Genomic DNA, 17,912 nt, shown 5'->3' on the forward strand with positions numbered 1-17,912 from the left:
GCACCATTTGCCGGATTATTTGCAGAAAATGTGAATGAGTCAGCATTTCACCAATAAAGGAGTGGGCACCCCGTGCTGCCCCATAACAAGAGGGAATTTATGAGTTCCATTGCCAGGAATTATCTCAACCAGCTCAACGCCGACTACCTGCAGGTGCACAGGCGCAAGGAGGATCTGTTCTGGTCCACCTACATGGGCACCAGTGACGATCAGGACGGTTTCACCGCCGCCGAGCAGGCCTACAAGGCCTTCTGCGCCGACCCGACGCGCTTGCCGGTGCTGCGGGAGATGCATGCCATGGCCGAGGAGACCGAGCTCAAGCGCGGTCTGGCAGGCTGGATCGCTTTCTTCGAATGCAACGTCATCGAGGCGCCGGACGCTGCCGCCCTGATGGACGAGCTGGTGGCCGCCGAGGCGGCGCTGTTCGCCCGCCGTCGGGAGCTGAAGCTGACCTTGCTGGACGAGCAGGGCCGCGAGGTGGCCGGCAGTCTGCCCGCCGCCAGCACGGCATTGGCCGCCAGTAGCAACGAGGCGGTGCGCCAGAGCGCGCTCGCCATGTTCCACACCCTGGAGAACTGGGTGGTCGACAACGGCTATCTGGCCATAGTCGCGCTGCGCAACCGTTTTGCCCGGGCCATGGGGTATCGCGACTACTTCGACTACAAGGTGCACAAGAACGAGCAGATGAGCCCGGCGCAGCTGTTCGCCATCCTCGACGACTTCATCGCCGGCACCGAGCAGCGGCTGCACCAGAGCCTGGCCGAGCTGAAAGCGGCCAAGGGGGAGGCGGCTCTGCTGCCCCACAACCTGCGTTACAGCGTGAGCGGCGACGTGACTCGCCAGCTCGATCCGTACGTACCCTTCTCCCGCGCTTTGCAGGATTGGGTCGAGAGTTTCCGCCGCCTCGGCATCCAGTACCGCGGCGCCAGCCTCACTCTGGATCTGCTGACCCGGGAGGGGAAATACGAGAACGGCTTCTGCCACGGCCCGGTGCCGAGCTTCTGGCAGGAGGGGGAGTGGGTGCCGGCGGTGGTCAACTTCACCAGCCTGGCCGACCCGGCCCAGGTGGGCAGCGGCTGGAGCGGGCTCAACACCCTGTTCCACGAGGGTGGCCATGCGGCGCACTTTGCCAATGTCACCGGCAACGCCCCCTGCTTCTCCCAGGAGTTCCCGCCCACCTCCATGGCCTACGCCGAGACCCAGTCGATGTTCTGCGACAGCCTGCTGGATGACGCGGACTGGCTCAAGCGCTACGCCAGAAATGCGGCGGGGGAGCCGATCCCGGATGCGCTGATCAAGGCGATGATCGAGGCACGCCAGCCGTTTCGCGCCTTCAACGAGCGCCAGATCGCGCTGGTGGCCTACTTCGAGCGGGATCTCTACGCCATGGACGAAGCTGAGCGCACCCCGGCCGCCGTGCTGGCGCTGGCCCGCCGCTGGGAGCGCCAGATCCTGGGGGTAGAGAGCCCGCGTCCGCTGCTGGCCATCCCGCACCTGCTCAACCAGGAGTCGGCCTGTGCCTACCACGGCTACCTGCTGGCGCTGATGGCGGTGGAGCAGACCCGCGCCTATTTCCTGAAGCGCGACGGCTACCTCACCGACAACCCGCGCATCGGGCCGGATCTGGCCGCCCACTACTGGGGGCCGGGCAACGGCATGACCCATGACGAGACCCTGCGCAGCCTGACCGGCAAGGGCTTCAGCGCCGGCCCGCTGGCCGCGGTGTGCAACCAGAGCGTGGCCGAGGCGTGGCAACAGGCCGAGGCCTGCATGGCGGCGGCCCGTCAGCGTCCGCCGGCCGGCGAGGGGGCTCCGCTCGATGCCCGCATTCGGGTAGTTCACGGCGACCAGCTTATCGCCGACAATAGCGACTCAGAGGAAGCCATGTTGGCCGGCTTCGAACGCTGGATCCGCCACCACTACCAGGAGGCGACCACCAGTCACTGAGGCGCAAGCCGGTGAACATGTGTTATGTCAGACCCCTGCCACGGCAGGGGTCTGTTTTTCATGGGAAGGAGTCGAGGGTGGGAACAAGAGCGCGGTGGAGGTGGCAGCTGGCCACGCTGCTGCTGACGGGGTCGCTGGCGCAGCCGGCCCGGGCACTGCAGGCGCTGACCGAGCAGATGCCCCCTTACAACTACCAGCTGGCCGGCCAGCCGGTGAGCGGTTTCTCGGTGGATCTGCTGCAGGCCCTGCTGGCGCGCAGCGGCCTGACGCTGCGCGGCGACATCCAGCTGCTGCCCTGGGCGCGGGCCTATCAGAATGCCCGCTATCGGGCGGGCAGCATCCTCTTCTCGGTGGCGCGCACCCCGGAGCGGGAGCACCAGTTCCAGTGGGTGGGGCCGGTCGGGCCGCGCACCATCAGGGTGTGGCGGCTGAGCTCGCGCACCGACATCCAGCCCCGCAGCCTGCAGGAGGCGAGCGACTACCGGATCGCCGTGGTACGCAACTCGGCTTCGGCCCAGCAGCTGATCCGCCAGGGGCTGGCGCCGGTCAGCGTCAACAGCGAGGAGGACAAGTTTCGCATGCTGCTGCGCGGTCGGGTGGAGCTGGTGACGGCGCTGGATCTGGGGGCGGCCTTCCACATGCACCAGCTGGGGCACGGCTTCGAGGCGCTCACCCCGCTGTTTGTCTATGACGACAGCGAGCAGTATTACTTTGCCCTCAACCTGGCGACGGAGCCGGCCAAGGTGCAGGCCCTGCAGCAGGCCCTCGACCAGATGCGCCAGGATGGCTCGCTGGAGACCCTGCGCCGGCGCTGGCTCAACCTCCATGCGCAGCCCTCCGTCTCGCTCGGCGGGGCTGCCCCTTTCTGATCCCCCGTCACCCCGCCGGGCCTAGCCCTGGATCTTCAGCACGCTGACCGGTTTGCCCTTGAGCGCCACCAGCAGCTGCCGGCCCGCCAGCTTGTGGCCGTCGATCATGATGGAGTTGTGGCTGAAGTTGGCCACCAGCCGGCTGCCGTCGGAGAAGCGGGTCTCCTGCACCCGGCCCACCCCGTCACGCCAGCGAAAGCCCACCAGCGCCTTGTCCCACAGCGCCTCGTGCAGCGGGGCGAACTGCTCGCTCAGCCGGGTCAGCTCCGGCAGGCGACTGGCCAGCGTGCTGCGGCTCAGGTTGACCAGCGGCGGGGTGTTGTAGAGCAGGCCGAGCAGGGCGCGCTCCTCCTTGATGCCGGGGAATTTCAGGTTGTCCAGCAGCCAGTGGTGGCTGTTGAGCACGGAGTCGTGGAACACCGCCTGATAGAGGGGCAGCCGATCCGCCGGATTGAACACCGTCTTCAGGTAGCGCGGCTTGAGCCGGGCGGGCTGGAAGAAGACCTGCGGCGCCTCGTCCGGCCACCACTTGCCGAGGTAGTAGGGGGACTTGGCCTGCTTGCGCATGGCGGCATCCTCCCAGCCAAAGCCCCAGCTCTGGATGCCGTGGGCAAACAGCAGCGGCTTGCTGGTGAGGGCGTTGCCATCCTCTGAGCCCAGCACCAGACCGAGGTGCTCCCCCACCCAGCTCATGCGGGCGTTGCGATCGGCGATCATCGCCTGACTGCCCTGCTGGTGGGCCGGGTTGTAGTCGTTGGAGGCCATGGCGGTGCCATCCACGTCGAGGAACAGGCTGTTGATGCCGCTGGCCTTGGCCAGCTCGCTCATGCGGCTCTTGGCAAAGGGCAGGGTGCAGCCGGGGTTGAGATAGACCCCTTCGCCGCCAAAGCCCGGCTTGGGTTTGCCGTTGGCCTCGACGATGGCGCAGCGCTTGCCGATCTCCGGCGGCAGCTGGGCGGTGAGCCAGCTGTCGTTGGTGCCGGGCGCGATGGCGGTGTCGTAGGAGTCATAACTGCCCACCAGATAGCCCTGGCGCTGGGCGGCGGTGAGGGCATAGCCCTGCTGCAGGGCCGCCGTCCACTGCGGAGTGCCGAGCCACAGCTTGCGCAGTCCCGCCTGCTGCAGCGCCTCGATCACCGGCAGCGACAGCCCCTGGCCCCAGCGCTCCTGAGGCACCAGCAGATCCCCCAGCTGACCCTTGACCCACTGCTGGCGCAGGGCCAGCACCTTGCTCTGGGCCTGCGGGCCCTGCTGGGCAGGCAGCGGCAGCTGGCTGGCAATCAGCCGGTTGAGGCCGGCCATGATCAGGGTCTGTTGCCAGACCTCGGGATGGGCGGCGGCCAGCGCCTCCCGCTCCTCGGCGTTGAAGGTCTGCAGCCACTCCGGCTTTTGCTGCAATCTGGCCTGCAGAGCGGGCCACGCCTTCACGTCCTGCCGATCGAGCAGGGCATCCCCCCATAGGTAGACATGGCTGGCGCCGATCAGTCGCCGGCCGGCCGGGACGCGGGCAATCTTGTCGGCAAGGGATTGCCAGGCCCCCTCGCTCTGCAACCACTCTCGGTAGCGGCGCGCCCCCGCCAGCCAGTCATCCCCCACGCTCAGCCGCACCACCATGGGCGCCTGAGCGTTGAAGCTGCTGAACTCGTGGCTGGCGCTCAGCTGCAGCCGGCCCCCCTGGCGGCTGAACTTGAGCTGGTTGTTGTAGGGGCTCAGCAGGATCCAGCTGTAGGTCTGCTTGCCCGCATCCTGGCTCCAGAGCGGCAGCTTGAGGTCGTAGTGGGTGTTGAGCTCGGCCAGCTCGTCGCCGACATAGCCGAGCCAGTCGCTGTCGCGCACCGAGAAGCGGCTGCCCTCGCCGATGGCGAGGGAGAGGTGGGTCTGGTTTCTCGGCAGGCTGTACCAGGTCAGCTGACGGGGACTGTCGCTGGCAAGCGTCAGCAGCAGGTCGTCGCCATCCAGCCTGACCTCCACCCTGGCCTCCTGGGCGGGCCAGCGCCAGCTGGCCTGCTGGTCATCCTGCTGCAGCTGATCGACCTGGCGGGCGGGCTGGCCCGCGCTGACCGGGATCCGGTTCACCGCAATGGCCAGGGTATCGGGATCAATGCTGTAACTTTGAGTCCCGCCTTGCAGGGTCAGAGGGGCGGCGGCGAGCGGCGCCGCCAGCCATGAAATTGCCAGCCAGCCCAGTGCTGGCGCCGTTATTCGCAAACCGTTCATGCAACATCCTTGACCTGATCAATGCCATCAGGGTACGCCGCAGCCCGCCTCCCGGTACAGCCAAATTTGCTTAACCCATATGGGGTGAAGGGAGTCATGCCGGTCGCTTTCACGGACGTTTTGCTGCAGCAAAAAAGCATCATTCGAACCCTTCCTCAGCCCCCGCCAGCGCTGGCTTTGTCGACTCAAATGGATGTGTGCAAACACCAGCGTCGATTTTTCAGACGCCCCATATAGGGGGGTGCCAGCCTTGTCGCCAGTTTCTAGCATGCCCCCTCACTTTGAATGCAATTCATTGTTTTATAAGGATTGTTTTTGACTGGAGTATCAGTATGAAGAGAGCGAAATGGGGGCTTGGGCTGGCGTTGTGTGCCCTCTTGGCCGGGGTGATCGGCTGGTGGCTGTGGCCGCAGCCGGTGGCGCCCGGCGCAATGATGGTAGGGGATGAGGCGCGTGCGGCAGAGTCGGCCCCGCTGGTGGAGCTGACGCCACTCGCCGCCATGCCGGCACCCGCGCTCAAGCCGGCGCCGGTCACGCCCCCCGCCAAGCCGGATCGGCTGCGGGAAGATGGCAGCCAGCAGCTGGAGATCCCCTGGCAGGCGGCCGAGGTGGATGCGGACTTTCCGCTGGCGGAGCCCGGCGATGCGGTCGAGCAACCCCAGCCGATCGCCCTGCAGGGCAGCGATCTGGAGCGGGCCCAGGTGGGTGACAGCGTAGCCCTGCCGCTGCCGGATGGCAGTACCCTGCAGGCCAGGGTGACCAAGGTCGAGTTGCAGCGGGGCGGGGAGCGCAACTGGCAAGGGGAGATTCGGGTCGACGGTGACAGCTATCCGGTCAATTTCACCGTCGGCAAGCAAGCGACTTTCGGGTTCATCGGCACGCCGCAAGGCAGTTACTCCGTCGAGACCCTGGGAGGCAAGGGCTGGGTTTACAAGAACCCGCCGCTGGATCTGGGTCATGGCGGCGATGACGCCCTGATCCCGACTCACCAATAACAACAGAAAAGGAAGATCACATGCAGAAAACTACCTTGGGGATCATGATTGCGGGATTGCTCGGGGCGACCCCCGTGCTGGCGGAAACCATCGACCTGATGGTGCTGCACAGCCCGGGGCTGGCGGCCCGCTATCAGGGGGATGCGCAGACCCGGATCCAGCACATGATCAACGTCACCAACCAGATCTATGCCGCCAGCGGCCTGGATCTGACGGTGCGGAGCGTGCACGACCAGCAGGTCAATTACCCGGATGGCGGCACCGACGAATCCGCGCTCAACGCGGTGACCTACCAGCAGGATCCGGCTTTCAAGCAGGTACCGACCCTGCGCACCCGTTATGGCGCCGACATGGTGGTGCTGATGCGCCCCCAGACCGGTGACCACGGCAGCTGCGGGCTGGCCTGGGTTGGTGGTTCCGCGACCTATAGCGATGGCCGCAAGGCGTATGCCGACGGGGATGTCTCCCAGGATGCCGGCAGCATGTTCAGCCATGTCACGGCCACCGGCTGTGGCGACGTGGTGCTGGCACACGAGCTGGGTCACAACATGGGGCTCAACCACTCCCGCCTGCAAGATGGCACGGGGGGCACTTACCACTATGCGCTGGGACACGGGGTGCGGGGTTCCTTCGCCACCGTGATGGCCTATCCCTCCAGCTTCGGGGTCTACAGCCACGAGTACAAGTTCTCCAGCCCGGACCTGGTCTGCAAGGGGCAGCCGTGCGGCGTGGATTACCGGGATCAGGCCAACGGGGCCGATGCGGTGCGGGCGCTGAAGGTGACCACGCCGCAGATCGCCGCCTTCTACCCCACCATGGTGACGGAAGCGCTGCCGGATCTGGGCGAGCTGGAACGCTCCCTCGAAACCCGGCGCCAGGACTTGGCGGCGGCCCAGGAGCACTACAGCCAGCAGGTGGCGGCCAGAACCGCCCTGCAGGATCGCCAGCAGACGCTCAAGGGCAACTTTGATCGCTACCAGCGCGAGCTGAACCAGCTGAACCAGCGCAACCGCCAGACGGTGCAGGAGATCAACCGGCTGGTGCGCGAGCACAACAGCTACAACGGCAGCTACGGCCCGGAAGAGTATCGCCGGATCCGAGTCATCCAGGCGGGCCTGAGCACCCGCATCGATCAGTTGCACGATGAGAACAACGCCATCATTCGCCAGTCCAACGAGATCAGCCAGCGTTACCAGGCCGAGGTGAAGGAGTACAACGGCAGCTGGGATCGCTACAACCAGCTGGTGGCGGCGGTGAAGAGCGCCGACGGCAAGGTGGATGAGGCGCGCCGCGAGCTGGAGCTGGCCGAGCACAGGTATCAGTTGGCGCTGGCCCGCCAGCCGGCCGAGACGCAGCCGGCCTGATGCATCAAGGGCGCCCCGCAACAGGCGGGGCGCCCTTGATGTCTGTCTGTCAAAGGAGCCGACCGGGCAAGCCCGGCCGGCTCCTCTTTTTATGGCGGGCTTATCTGGCCGCCGGTAGCTGGGCGAGGGCGGCCTGCACCGCGGCTGCCAGCTGGGGATCGCGCCCCGCCACCATGTCGGCCGGGGTCAGCGCCACCTGCACGTCCGGGATCAGCTCCTGGTTCTCGTACAGGGTGCCGTCGGGGTTGCGCAGCCCCAGGGTCGGGATGCCGTAGGCGAGGCCCGGGATCAGCCTGGAGGTGTGGCCGTATACCATGGTGCCGGTGCCCGGTACCGGTTCGCCGACGATGGGACCCACCTTGAGGGTGCGGTAGTACTGGGGAAAGGCCGAGCCTTCCGAGTAGCTGCCCGCATTGACCAGCACCACCGAGGGCTTGGTCCACTGGCGGGTTGCGGCGTCCGTCTCTCCCTTGCCAAGGCGCGGCCAGCTGCTGGCCATGCCCTGGGCGCTGCCGCTGCCGGTGAGGAACTCCACCAGGGTGTTGGCCAGATAACCCCCTTTGTTGAAGCGCACGTCGACGATCAGCGCCTCGCGGTTGCGTTGGCGACCGAGAGCGTCGGCCACCACCTCCTCATAGACGGCGCTGCTCATCTCCGGCAGATAGACGTAGCCGACCCGCCCCTGACTCAACTGTTCCACCTGGTTGCGGCGCTTGGCGACCCAGCCGTCGAGCTGCAGCTGATACTCCTGCTGCTGGTCGATGGCGGTGACCTCCAGCTGGTGCGGCTCCTTGGCCCCCTTGGGCAACAGGGTGAGGGCCAGCCGCTGGCCGGCCTGATGGTTGAGCAGGGCATCCAGCTCGTTGAGGCTGTGTAGCTCGGTGCCGTTGATGGCCAGCAGGCGGGCGCCCGGCGCCAGATCCGTCTCCTGTTCCAGCGGGCCGCCGGCCAGCAGGGCGGTCAGCTCGACCGCTCCTTGCCGCTCGCGCCAGTAGCCGCCGAGGCTGGCGGTGTCGTCCGGCATGCGTTGGGAGGAGTCGGGGACGCTGCCCCAGGTGTGGGAGACATTGAGCTCGCCGGCCAGCTCCGCCAGCAGGTTGCCGAAGTCACGCTCGTTGCTGATGCTGGGCAGCAGGCGGCGATAGGCGGCCACGTAGCCGTCCCAGTCCACCCCGTTCATGTCGGCCCGGTAGAATTCGTCCCGGGTGAGGCGGGTGATCTGGTCGAAGGCGGCGGTCATCCGATCCTGCCAGCTGGCGGTGATCAGCAGATTGAAGGGGTGGCTGCTGGCCTCGCCGGAGCGGGTATCGATGAGGGCGATCTCCCCCTCCCGCACCAGGGTGGCGAGGCTGGCATCCTGGTTGAGGCTGGCCAGCGCCGGCCCCGGCTGTTCGGCAAACAGCAGCTTGGTCTCGCCCTTGCGCAGATCCCGGGCGTAGCCCTTGATCTCGCTCTCGCCGTTGGCCCCGCTGGTCTCCACCAGATAGACCAGGTGATCGTCGACGATGCGGCTGGCGAGGACGGTACCTTCTGGCTGCAACTGCAGCGCCTCCCGGTGTGCCAGCCGGTCTGTTTCGAAGCCGTAACCTGTCTTGGGCGGCACCTGTTCGGCAAGGAAGTCGCTTCTGGCGGCGCGGCTGCTGTAGAGGCCGAGCAGGCTGCCGCCGAGGGGCTCGCCATCGGCCCCCAGCACGCCGTACTTGGTTGATTGCCAATAGAGAATACCGCCATCCTGGCTCCAGGCCGGCTCACCATCCCGATAGCCGTTGAGGCTGACGTTGACCGGCTTGGCCTTGGCATCCCGGGTGTCGATGACGGCGATCTCCTGCTGGCTGGAGTCGGGCTGGATGGTCAGCGCCAGGTGGCGCGAGTCGGGGGCAAAGGCCAGCTCCACCGCATGGCGGGAGGGGTTGAACTCGGCGGCGACCAGCTGGCGCTGCTTGCCGCTGGCCAGATCCAGCAGATGGACGGCCTGGCCATCCACCACGAAGGCGAGCTGCTTGCCGTCGGGGGAGAGGGTCGGCACGCTGATGGCGGCGCCCGGGATGGCCAGCAGCTTCTCCTCGATCAGGGTGCCGGGGGCACTGAACAGGGTGTCCGGCTGCTCCTTCTTGAGGCGATACAACGCCGCCGGCCCCTCCTGTTCGGAGAGGTAGATGAGCTCTTGCTCTTTATCCAGATAGCGCGGCGCCGACTGTTCGCTGGGGTGGCGGGTGAGCTGGCGTACCCGCTCGCGCCGGGTGTCGACCGCGTAGAGATCCCCCTGGCTGACCAGGATCACCTCTTCTCCGTCCTGGCGGGCGATGGCCTCGTCGATGGGGCCGGGCTGCCAGCTCTGTTCGGCCGGCACCTTGGCGAACAGCGGCTGGATGGCGAGCTTGTGCGGGGTGTCGCTGCCTGCATCGAGGCGGTAGAGCTCCCCCTGCCAGGACCAGACCAGATCCCCCTGGCGGGAGGCACTGAGGCCGCGCACCGGGTGACCCTTGAAGTGGGTGAGCTGGCGATCCTGGCCGCTGGCCAGATCCCGTTGCCAGACGTTGAAGTCGCCGCTGCGCTCGCTCAGGTAGTAGAGCTGCTTGCCCTGCTCATCCCAGACCGGATCGCTGGCGGCTACCCTGTCTTCGGTCAGCTGGCGATGCTGCTTGCCGTCAAACAGCCAGAGGCGGGAGACGGCGAACGAATGCTGATGCTTGCGAAACGGCTGATCCATGCCCGGCATCTGGTAGGCCAGCTGGTTGCCGTGGGGGCGGGCCAGGGTGGCGGGCAGGGGCTGGGCCGGGGTCAGCGGGCCGCCGGTAACCGGCGTCCAGTAGAGGTTGCTGGCCCGATACCCCTCCGCTACGAAGTGATCGGCGTCGGGGTTGGTCAGGCGCTGGCTGCTCAGCAGCAGCTGCTTGCCATCGGCGCTGAAGGCCTGGGGCAGATCGGGGCGCGAATCGCGGGTCAGCCGCACCATCTCGCCGCCGCGGCTCGGCACCACGAACACGTCTTCGTTGCCGTAGAGGTTGGCGGCAAAGGCTATGAGCTTGCCATCCGGCGACCAGAGCGGGCGCTGGCTCAGATAGCTGCCGTCGGTGAGGGGCACGGCGGGGCCGCCATCCCCCGCGCTCAGGTAGATGCGACCCTGCCAGGTGAAGGCAAGCTGCTTGCCGTCGGGGGAGAGGGCGGGCTCGCGCAGCCAGAGTGGCTCGGCCGCCTGCAGGGGGGAGCAGATCAGCAAGAGCAGCAGGGATAGTCGGTATCGCATCGTGAGGTTCCTGAGAGGTGAAAAGCGCCTTATCTTCCCCCAATGTCCCGCCCGGGACTATCCCGAGATAGGGGGGTTATCCCGTTGTTTTGGCAGTTAATTGTAACAATCTATAAAAGATGGCGCGGGATATGTTTCTCTGGATATATTGAGTATTGATGGCGATCCAATATGATGGCGCTCGCCCGCCACACCAGGCGGTGCAGTTCAGATGATTTGGTAACAGAAAAGCCCTTACCAGAGGCTTGCCGAGGGATGGAATGAGAGCCGTATTACTGTGTTTGCTGGGGCTGTGGCCCGCATTGAGTTTTGCCACCCTGTCCGCCGATATGGTGGTGGTGAAGAAATCGAGTTATAGCCTGACCCTGATGAAGGATGGCAAGGAGGTCAAACGCTACTGGATCGCTCTGGGCCCGGCTCCCAAGGGGCACAAGCAGCGGGAAGGGGATCAGCGCACGCCGGAAGGCCGTTACATCCTCGACTACAAGAAGACCAACTCCAACTATTACAAGGCCATCCACATCAACTACCCGAATCTGGACGACATCAAGGCGGCCAACGAGATGGGTGTGCGACCGGGCGGCATGATCATGATCCACGGTCAGCGCAACAGCATAGGCAACACCCGTTTGCAGCCGTCCAACTGGACCAATGGCTGCATCGCCATGCTCAACAAGGATCTGGACGAAGTGTGGAACGCCATCGAACCCGGCACTCCCATCATCATTCAGCCCTGACTCTCTGCAGCGCGCCACCTTCGGGTGGCGTTCTGTTTTTTGGCTCCCTCCTTTCTTTACCCGCAGCCTCTTGGTATCCGTCCCCGTGCTGTGCTAGTTTTTCCGGCTCGCCGTGGCCGCAACAAGGATGATCCCATGCCGTCAGCAACCCTCTCTCCGTCCGTCGGGGCCGAGAGTACCCGCGCGCTCTGGTGGCGCGCCTCCATCGATATTCTGCCGCTCTCCATCTCGGTGATCCCCTGGGGGATCCTGTGCGGCACCCTGGCGCTGCAGGTGGGGCTGAGCCCGCTGCAGGCCCAGCTGATGTCGCTGCTGGTCTATGCCGGCGCCGCCCAGCTCTCGGCCACCACCCTGTTCGGGGCCGGTACGCCGCTGCTCCCCATCATGGGCTCCACCTTCGTCATCACCTCCCAGCACCTGCTCTACGGCTTCACCTTTCGCCGCGACGTGCTGCCGCTCTCCCTGCGCTGGCGCGCCAGTCTCGCCTTCTTCCTGACCGACGAGATGTTCGCTGTGGCGCTCAAAGACAGGGAGCGCAGCGGCCGTTTCGATCCGGCCTACGCGCTCATTGCCGGCTTCGTCTTCTATCTATTCTGGAATGTGGCGACCCTGCTCGGCATCGCCGCCGGCCAGTATATCGACGGGCTGGATCAGATGGGGCTGGACTTCGCCATCGCCGCTACCTTCATCGCCATGACCATTCCCGCCATGAAGAACCTGCCCATGGTGGCGGCCACCCTGGTGAGCGGGGCCATGGCGCTGCTCACCAAGCCGCTGCTGGCGGAGGTCTACATCATCATCTCGGCGCTCTCCGGCATGCTGGTGGGTTATGTGCTGCACCGGATGAGGAGGTAATCATGAGCTGGCTGATGATAGGCCTGCTGGCCCTGATCACCTTCTTCAACCGCTTCGCCTTCTTCTCGCGGCTGACCCGCTATCAGCCGGGCGCCGAGATGGGGGCCTTCCTCAGCTTCTCGGCCCAGTCGGTGCTGACCGCCATCTGGCTGCCCATCGTCTTCAGCTACCAGCCGGGCACTGGGCTGAGCTGGGATCCGGACTACCTGGTCGCCACCCTGCTGGTGACGGCGCTGACCCTGCTGCGGTTGCCGACCCTGCTGGTGGTGGTGGTCGGCATGGGGGGCTTCTTCCTGCTGCGCTGGCAGGGGGGCGTGGCCCAGCTGCTGCCTTGGTTGGGCTAGGCCCGTGATCCTGCATGGCGGATGTCTTCATTGGATATCCGCCATGTTGTGAATGTCACTTCAAAAAACACCTCTCAAGTGTGAGGATTTAGCTCCCATCCGTCGAGGAGCGAGCCATGTCCTTCACCGAAACCTGCCAGCGCATCGTGCGCGATCCCCTGTTGTCACCGGCCCAGAAGAGCCATGCCCTGGCGCTGGCCGCCGAGAATGCGCTGCCCTATCCCGCGCTGCCCGCCGAGGTGAGCGAGGCGATGGCCAAGGGCTTTGTCTGCGACATGTTCGAGGGGCACGCCCCCTACAAGCCGCGCTATGTGCTGCCGGATTACGAGAAGTTTCTGTGCCAGGGCTCCGCCTGGCTGGAGCTGGCACCGCCGCAGGATTTTGACGAGGCGCTCGATGCCCTGCGCATCCTCTACCACCACGTGCCCTCCGTCACCGGCATGCCGGTCTGGCTGGGCCGGCTCGACCACCTGCTGCTGCCCTTCGTCGGTGAGCTGGATGACGAGGCGCTCCATCGCAAGCTGAAGGGGTTCTGGATCTATCTGGACCGGGTGCTGCCGGATGCCTTCATGCACGTCAACATAGGGCCGGACGACAACCGTCTCTGCCGGCTGATCCTGCGCATTGACGGCGAGCTCAAACAGGTGGCCCCCAACCTCACCCTGTTCCACGATCCGGCGCAGACCCCGGACAGCCTGCTGCTGCAGGGGGTGCAGAACATAGCGGCTTGCAGCAAGCCCCACATCGCCAACTACCCGCTGCATCGCAACACCTTCGACGAGCGCGGCTTCGGCATCGTCAGCTGCTACAACGCCCTGCCCCAGGCGGGCGGCGCCAACACCCTGGTACGGGTCTCCCTCAAGCGGGTGGCCGAGCAGGCCCACGGCATCGACGACTTCCTGGGCTGCCTGCTGCCCCACTACTGCCGCCTCGCCTCCCGTCTGATCGAGGCGCGCGCCGCCTTCCTGCACCAGGAGTCCGGCTTCTTCGACAGCTTCCTGGTGCAGGAGGGGCTGCTGGAGGAGGGGCGCTTCGTGCCCATGTTTGGTATCTACGGCATGGCCGAGGCGGTCAACCTTCTGATGGACAAGGAGAATCTGCCGGAGCGCTACGGCCGTGACGAGGAGGCGAACCAGCTGGGCTATCGCATCTCGGCCCAGCTCGCCCGCCACGTGAGCGAAACGCCGCAGCGCCACGCCTGGGGCGGCCGCGCCCTGCTCCACTCCCAGGGTGGGCTCAGCGTGGATCGCGGGGTGACCCCCGGGGTGCGCATCCCCTATGGCGAGGAGCCGGATCCCGCCAGCCACATGCTGGCGCTGGCGCCCCACCACGGCTTCTATCACTCCGGGATCAGCGAGATCCTCACCCTGGATCCCACCATCAGCCAGAACCCGCAGGCGCTGCTGCAGCTCTGCAAGGGGGCGCTCGCCATCGGCATGCGCGAGTTCACCGCCAACGTGGCGGACAGCGACCTGGTGCGGGTGACCGGCTACATGATCCGCAAGAGCGACGTGGCCCGCTTCGCGGCAGAAGGCTCGCGGCTGCAGACCACCTGCCTCGGCGCCGAGGCGAGCGAGCTGACCGGGATCCGCCAGCGGGCGCCGCGGGTGGTGGGACGCGAGGCGACCCTGTGTGACTACTGAGTGCGGCAGGCGGGCAGGGGCGGCGCGCTGTGCGACGGTGAGCCGCTGGCTGCCCTTCTCCTGCGTGGACGGCCCCGGCAACCGGCTGGTGCTGTTTCTGCAGGGCTGCAACTTCGCCTGCCCCGGCTGTCACAACCCGCACACCATCGGCCTCTGCGATCACTGCGGTGACTGTGTGCCGGGCTGTCCGAGCGGGGCCCTGACCCTGCACGAAGGAAGGGTCAGCTGGCAGGCGGCGTGCTGCACCGATTGCGATGCCTGTCTCGATGTGTGCCCCCGCAGCGCCAGCCCCAAGACCGCCACCATGACGGTGGCCGAGGTGCTGGCCTTGCTGCGCCGCTACGGCCCGTTGCTGACCGGCATTACCGTCTCCGGCGGTGAGGCCACCACCCAGCTGCCGTTCGTGATCGCGCTGTTCACGGCCATCAAGGGGGCGCCGGATCTGGCCCATCTCGGCTGCCTGCTCGACAGCAACGGTTCGCTCGCCGAGGCAGGCTGGCAGCGGCTGCTGCCGGTGCTGGACGGCGCCATGATCGACCTCAAGGGGTGGCACGACTCTGTGCATCACACGCTGACCGGCTATGGCCGCGAGCGGGTGCTGGCCTCGCTGCAACTGCTGGCGCAGGCGGGCAAGCTGGCGGAGGTGCGCCTGCTGCAGGTGCCGGGGCAGAGCGATTATCTCGCCGCCGACGGCACGCTGGATGGCGGGCTCGCCGCCTTCTTGCACTCTCTGGGGCCCGTGCCCATCCGCCTCAACGGCTTTCGCCATCACGGCGTGCGCGGGACGGCGCAGGGCTGGCCAGAGGCGACGCGAGAGGAGCTGGAGCAACTGGCCGCGGCGCTGGCGGCGGCGGGGCTTGGCCCCGTCACTCTGCCGCCCTTGCTCTGAAAGATTTATTCAATGCACTGATCGCAAAGGAGTTTCATGTTTATTGATGAAGGTTGCGACGAGCTGGCCGGCTTTTTTGCTGCCTGAGTCTTGAGATGACGTAACTGTGATTGCTGTCTATTTGAGCTCTGCGAGGGGGCGGCTAGAATGGGTCAATCGCCCACCATCAACAGACGAACATGAGTGAATCCAACGCCTTATATCGAGTGCAGTTCATTTGTCACAACGAGCGTTACGAAGTCTATGTCAGGGAAGTGAGCCAGGGTCAGCTGTTCGGCTTTATCGAGATCGCCAACTTCGTGTGGGACAACCACACGGCGCTTATCGTCGACCCCAGCCACGAGAAGTTGAAGAGTGAGTTTGCCGACGTCAATCGCACCATGATCCCCATGCACCACGTGCTGCGGGTCGATCAGGTGCGCAAGCAGGGGGCTGCCCGCATCACCGAGCTGGGCAACAACGTCTCTCCTTTCCCCGGCCCCATCTACACCAAGAAACCCTGAGCACAGTCGTGCCTGGCACAGCCTGTGCCGGGCACGGCCCCCATCATGCCAGCTCGCGGGCCAGCTGCAGGATCCGCTGGCGAAACCAGCGCCGGGCCGGCTCCTCTCCGGCGGGGCCGTACCATACCAGGCTGTGGGTGACGGCGCCGTAATCAAACGGTACCGGCCGGCTCACCAGATCGTGGGGGGCCGCCTGTTCGGCCCAGCCGTTGACGGCGGTGAGGATCAGATCGCTCTGGCGCAGCAGGGTCGCTGCACTGCCAAAATCGGGCAGGATGGCGGCGATCTGCCGGCGGACCTGCAACTGGGCCAGGCTCTGCTCGAAGAAGGGGTTGGCCAGCTCCTGATCGCGAATGGCGATATGGCGCCAGCTCAGGTAGGCATCGAGATCCCAGGGCCGCTCCAGCGCCGGGTGATCCGCGCGCAGCAGGCAGACCAGCTTGTCCTCTCGCAGCGTCTCCCACACCAGCCCTTGCTGGCGGGGTAGCGGTTGGCTCTGATCGTGGGGCAGGATCACGAAGTCGAGCTTGCCCGCCGCCAGGGCCGCCAGCCCCTGCTCATCCTTGTTGCGAATGTCGGGCACCAGGCCCGGCACCTCGCGCATCAGCTGCGCCAGAATGGGCCCCATGGGCCAGACCATGCCGCTCTCGCGCAGGGCGAATTTCAGCTGCCCCTGCCAGCTGGCAGGATCGAAGCCGCCCTGGCCGGTGAGGCCGTTCAGCTCGCTCAGCAGCCGGTGCAGGGTGGGGCCGAGCCGCTCGGCGAACGGGGTCAGCAACAGCTGGTTGCCCTGGCGGTAGAGCAGCTGATCGCCGAGCAGATCCCGCAACTGGTTGAGGGTCTTGCTGACGGTGGAGGGGGTGGTGCAGAGCCGCTCGGCGGTGCGGGTGACGCTCTGGCTGTCAAGCAGCAGGTGCAGGGTAACCAGATGGCGGCCGCCCAGTCGCGACAGCGCGATCAGATCCATGAGGCCTCCTGCTGCGAGACGAGGCGGGCTGGATGGCGCAATGGAGACGGCGCGATCAGGTTCATAGGGACTCCACGAGCAAACGGGACAAACAAAAAGCCCCGCCTGAGCGGGGCTTGCGGGGATCAGCCCTTGAGCACGGCGGCCATGGCGTCGGCCACGTAGTCGACGTTGCGGCTGTTGAGGCCCGCCACGCACATGCGACCGGAGCGCACCAGATAGACGGCGAACTCTTCGCGCAGGCGGTCCACCTGCTCCGGGGTGAAGCCGGTGTAGCTGAACATGCCGCGCTGGTTGATGAAGTAACTGAAGTCACGGCCCGGCACCTTGGCGCTCAGCACCTCGAACAGTTTCTGGCGCATCGCCTTGATGCGGGTGCGCATCTCGGTCACTTCACCGACCCACATGGCGTGCAGTTCGGGCTGGCTCATCACCGCTGCGGTGATCTGGCCACCGTGGGTGGGGGGGCTCGAGTAGTTGCGGCGCACGGTGGCCTTCATCTGGCCCAGTACCCGACCCGCCTCTTCGGCATCCTGGCAGATGACCGACAGGCCGCCGCAGCGCTCGCCGTAGAAGGAGAGGTTCTTGGAGAAGGAGTTGCTGACGAAGAAGCTGACGCCGGCGGCCACCATGGCGCGAATGGCATAGGCATCCTCTTCCAGTCCGTCGCCGAAGCCCTGATAGGCAATGTCCATAAAGGGGATCAGGTTCTTCTCGACCACCAGCGTGATCACCTGGTCCCACTGGGCGCGAGAAAGATCCACCCCGGTCGGGTTGTGGCAGCAGGGGTGCAGCAGCACGATGCTTTTCGCCGGCAGGGCGCTCAGGCAGTCGATCATGGCGTCAAACTGCACGCCGCCGGTGGCCGCATCGTAGTAGGGGTAGTCGTGCACCTTGATGCCGGCGCCCTCGAACATCGCCTTGTGGTTGTCCCAGGTGGGATTGCTGACCCACACCTCTGAGGTCGGGAAGTAGCGCTTGAGCAGATCGGCGCCGATCTTCAGCGCGCCTGAGCCGCCGATGGTCTGGATGGTGGCGATGCGACCGGCCTTGACCGCTTCGTGGTCGGCACCGAACAGCAGGTGCTGCACCGCGGTGCGGTAGTTGGCGGCGCCTTCCATCGGCTGGTAGGGGCGGGGGGCCGGGGCGGCGGCGCGCTGCGCTTCGGCCTGCTGTACCGAGGCCAGCAGCGGAATGCGGCCCTGCTCGTCGTAATAGAGGCCGATCCCCAGGTTCACCTTCTGCTCGCGGGTGTCTTTGTGGAAGGTCTCGACCAAGGTCAGGATGGGGTCGCCAGCATAGGCATCGACGTGTTCAAACATGGGGGGTCCTTGC

At 66.1% G+C, this 17,912-nt stretch carries 14 protein-coding genes; 10 read left to right on the forward strand and 4 right to left on the reverse strand.

The window, feature by feature from the left end:
- Positions 1-99: 99 nt before the first annotated feature.
- Together AB5Y81_RS00685 and AB5Y81_RS00690 are read left to right on the forward strand one after the other, a co-directional pair.
- Positions 100-1,947 carry a M3 family metallopeptidase gene (locus AB5Y81_RS00685; protein ID WP_279484900.1) on the forward strand — a complete coding sequence of 616 codons (1,848 nt, stop codon included), beginning with the start codon at positions 100-102 and terminating at the stop codon, positions 1,945-1,947.
- Positions 1,948-2,024: 77 nt separating this feature from the next.
- Positions 2,025-2,816, forward strand: a complete 792-nt coding sequence (locus AB5Y81_RS00690; protein ID WP_279484898.1) for an ABC transporter substrate-binding protein — start codon at positions 2,025-2,027, stop codon at positions 2,814-2,816.
- Positions 2,817-2,837: 21 nt separating this feature from the next.
- On the opposite strand, the gene AB5Y81_RS00695 is transcribed toward AB5Y81_RS00690, so the two are convergent.
- Positions 2,838-5,033: a glycoside hydrolase gene (locus AB5Y81_RS00695; protein ID WP_279484897.1), complete on the reverse strand. Its 2,196-nt coding sequence runs from the start codon at positions 5,031-5,033 to the stop codon at positions 2,838-2,840.
- A 332-nt stretch (positions 5,034-5,365) separates the two neighbouring features.
- Here AB5Y81_RS00695 and AB5Y81_RS00700 point away from each other — a divergent pair, with 332 nt between their 5' ends.
- Complete coding sequence (locus tag AB5Y81_RS00700; protein ID WP_041202933.1) at positions 5,366-6,028, forward strand: hypothetical protein; 663 nt, start codon at positions 5,366-5,368, stop codon at positions 6,026-6,028.
- 20 nt (positions 6,029-6,048) lie between these two features.
- Complete coding sequence (locus AB5Y81_RS00705; RefSeq protein ID WP_279484895.1) at positions 6,049-7,392, forward strand: zinc-dependent metalloprotease; 1,344 nt, start codon at positions 6,049-6,051, stop codon at positions 7,390-7,392.
- Positions 7,393-7,492: 100 nt separating this feature from the next.
- On the opposite strand, the gene AB5Y81_RS00710 is transcribed toward AB5Y81_RS00705, so the two are convergent.
- Positions 7,493-10,639 (reverse strand): S41 family peptidase, encoded by a 3,147-nt coding sequence (locus tag AB5Y81_RS00710; protein WP_279484894.1) that lies wholly within the window; start codon positions 10,637-10,639, stop codon positions 7,493-7,495.
- 260 nt (positions 10,640-10,899) lie between these two features.
- Between AB5Y81_RS00710 and AB5Y81_RS00715 the strand changes: the two genes are divergently transcribed.
- The 6 genes from AB5Y81_RS00715 to AB5Y81_RS00740 all read left to right on the forward strand — a co-directional run bounded on the left by AB5Y81_RS00715 (position 10,900) and on the right by AB5Y81_RS00740 (position 15,610).
- Complete coding sequence (locus tag AB5Y81_RS00715; RefSeq protein ID WP_005308598.1) at positions 10,900-11,376, forward strand: murein L,D-transpeptidase family protein; 477 nt, start codon at positions 10,900-10,902, stop codon at positions 11,374-11,376.
- Positions 11,377-11,511: 135 nt separating this feature from the next.
- The gene (locus tag AB5Y81_RS00720; RefSeq protein ID WP_279484893.1) at positions 11,512-12,231 is read left to right on the forward strand and encodes an AzlC family ABC transporter permease; all 720 of its coding nucleotides are present in this window, start codon (positions 11,512-11,514) and stop codon (positions 12,229-12,231) included.
- A 2-nt stretch (positions 12,232-12,233) separates the two neighbouring features.
- Entirely contained in the window at positions 12,234-12,575 is a 342-nt protein-coding gene (locus tag AB5Y81_RS00725) for an AzlD domain-containing protein (RefSeq protein ID WP_010635181.1), read from the forward strand.
- A 116-nt stretch (positions 12,576-12,691) separates the two neighbouring features.
- Positions 12,692-14,218, forward strand: coding sequence for a YjjI family glycine radical enzyme (locus tag AB5Y81_RS00730; RefSeq protein ID WP_279484892.1), 1,527 nt, complete (start codon positions 12,692-12,694; stop codon positions 14,216-14,218).
- A gap of 37 nt (positions 14,219-14,255) precedes the next feature.
- Positions 14,256-15,107 (forward strand): YjjW family glycine radical enzyme activase, encoded by an 852-nt coding sequence (locus tag AB5Y81_RS00735; RefSeq protein WP_279485513.1) that lies wholly within the window; start codon positions 14,256-14,258, stop codon positions 15,105-15,107.
- Positions 15,108-15,286: 179 nt separating this feature from the next.
- A complete protein-coding gene (locus AB5Y81_RS00740; RefSeq protein ID WP_005308607.1) occupies positions 15,287-15,610 on the forward strand; it encodes a DUF1820 family protein in 324 nt (107 codons plus the stop codon).
- Positions 15,611-15,653: 43 nt separating this feature from the next.
- Here the strand turns inward: AB5Y81_RS00740 and AB5Y81_RS00745 are convergent, their stop codons facing one another.
- On the reverse strand, positions 15,654-16,577 hold the full coding sequence (locus AB5Y81_RS00745) for a LysR family transcriptional regulator (RefSeq protein ID WP_279484891.1): 924 nt from the start codon (positions 16,575-16,577) through the stop codon (positions 15,654-15,656).
- Between the two features lie 125 nt (positions 16,578-16,702).
- Positions 16,703-17,899 carry an aspartate/tyrosine/aromatic aminotransferase gene (locus AB5Y81_RS00750; RefSeq protein ID WP_279484890.1) on the reverse strand — a complete coding sequence of 399 codons (1,197 nt, stop codon included), beginning with the start codon at positions 17,897-17,899 and terminating at the stop codon, positions 16,703-16,705.
- Positions 17,900-17,912: the final 13 nt, after the last annotated feature.

The organism is Aeromonas sp. s2 (assembly GCF_040907935.1).
In the GTDB taxonomy this organism is placed as follows: domain Bacteria; phylum Pseudomonadota; class Gammaproteobacteria; order Enterobacterales; family Aeromonadaceae; genus Aeromonas; species Aeromonas dhakensis.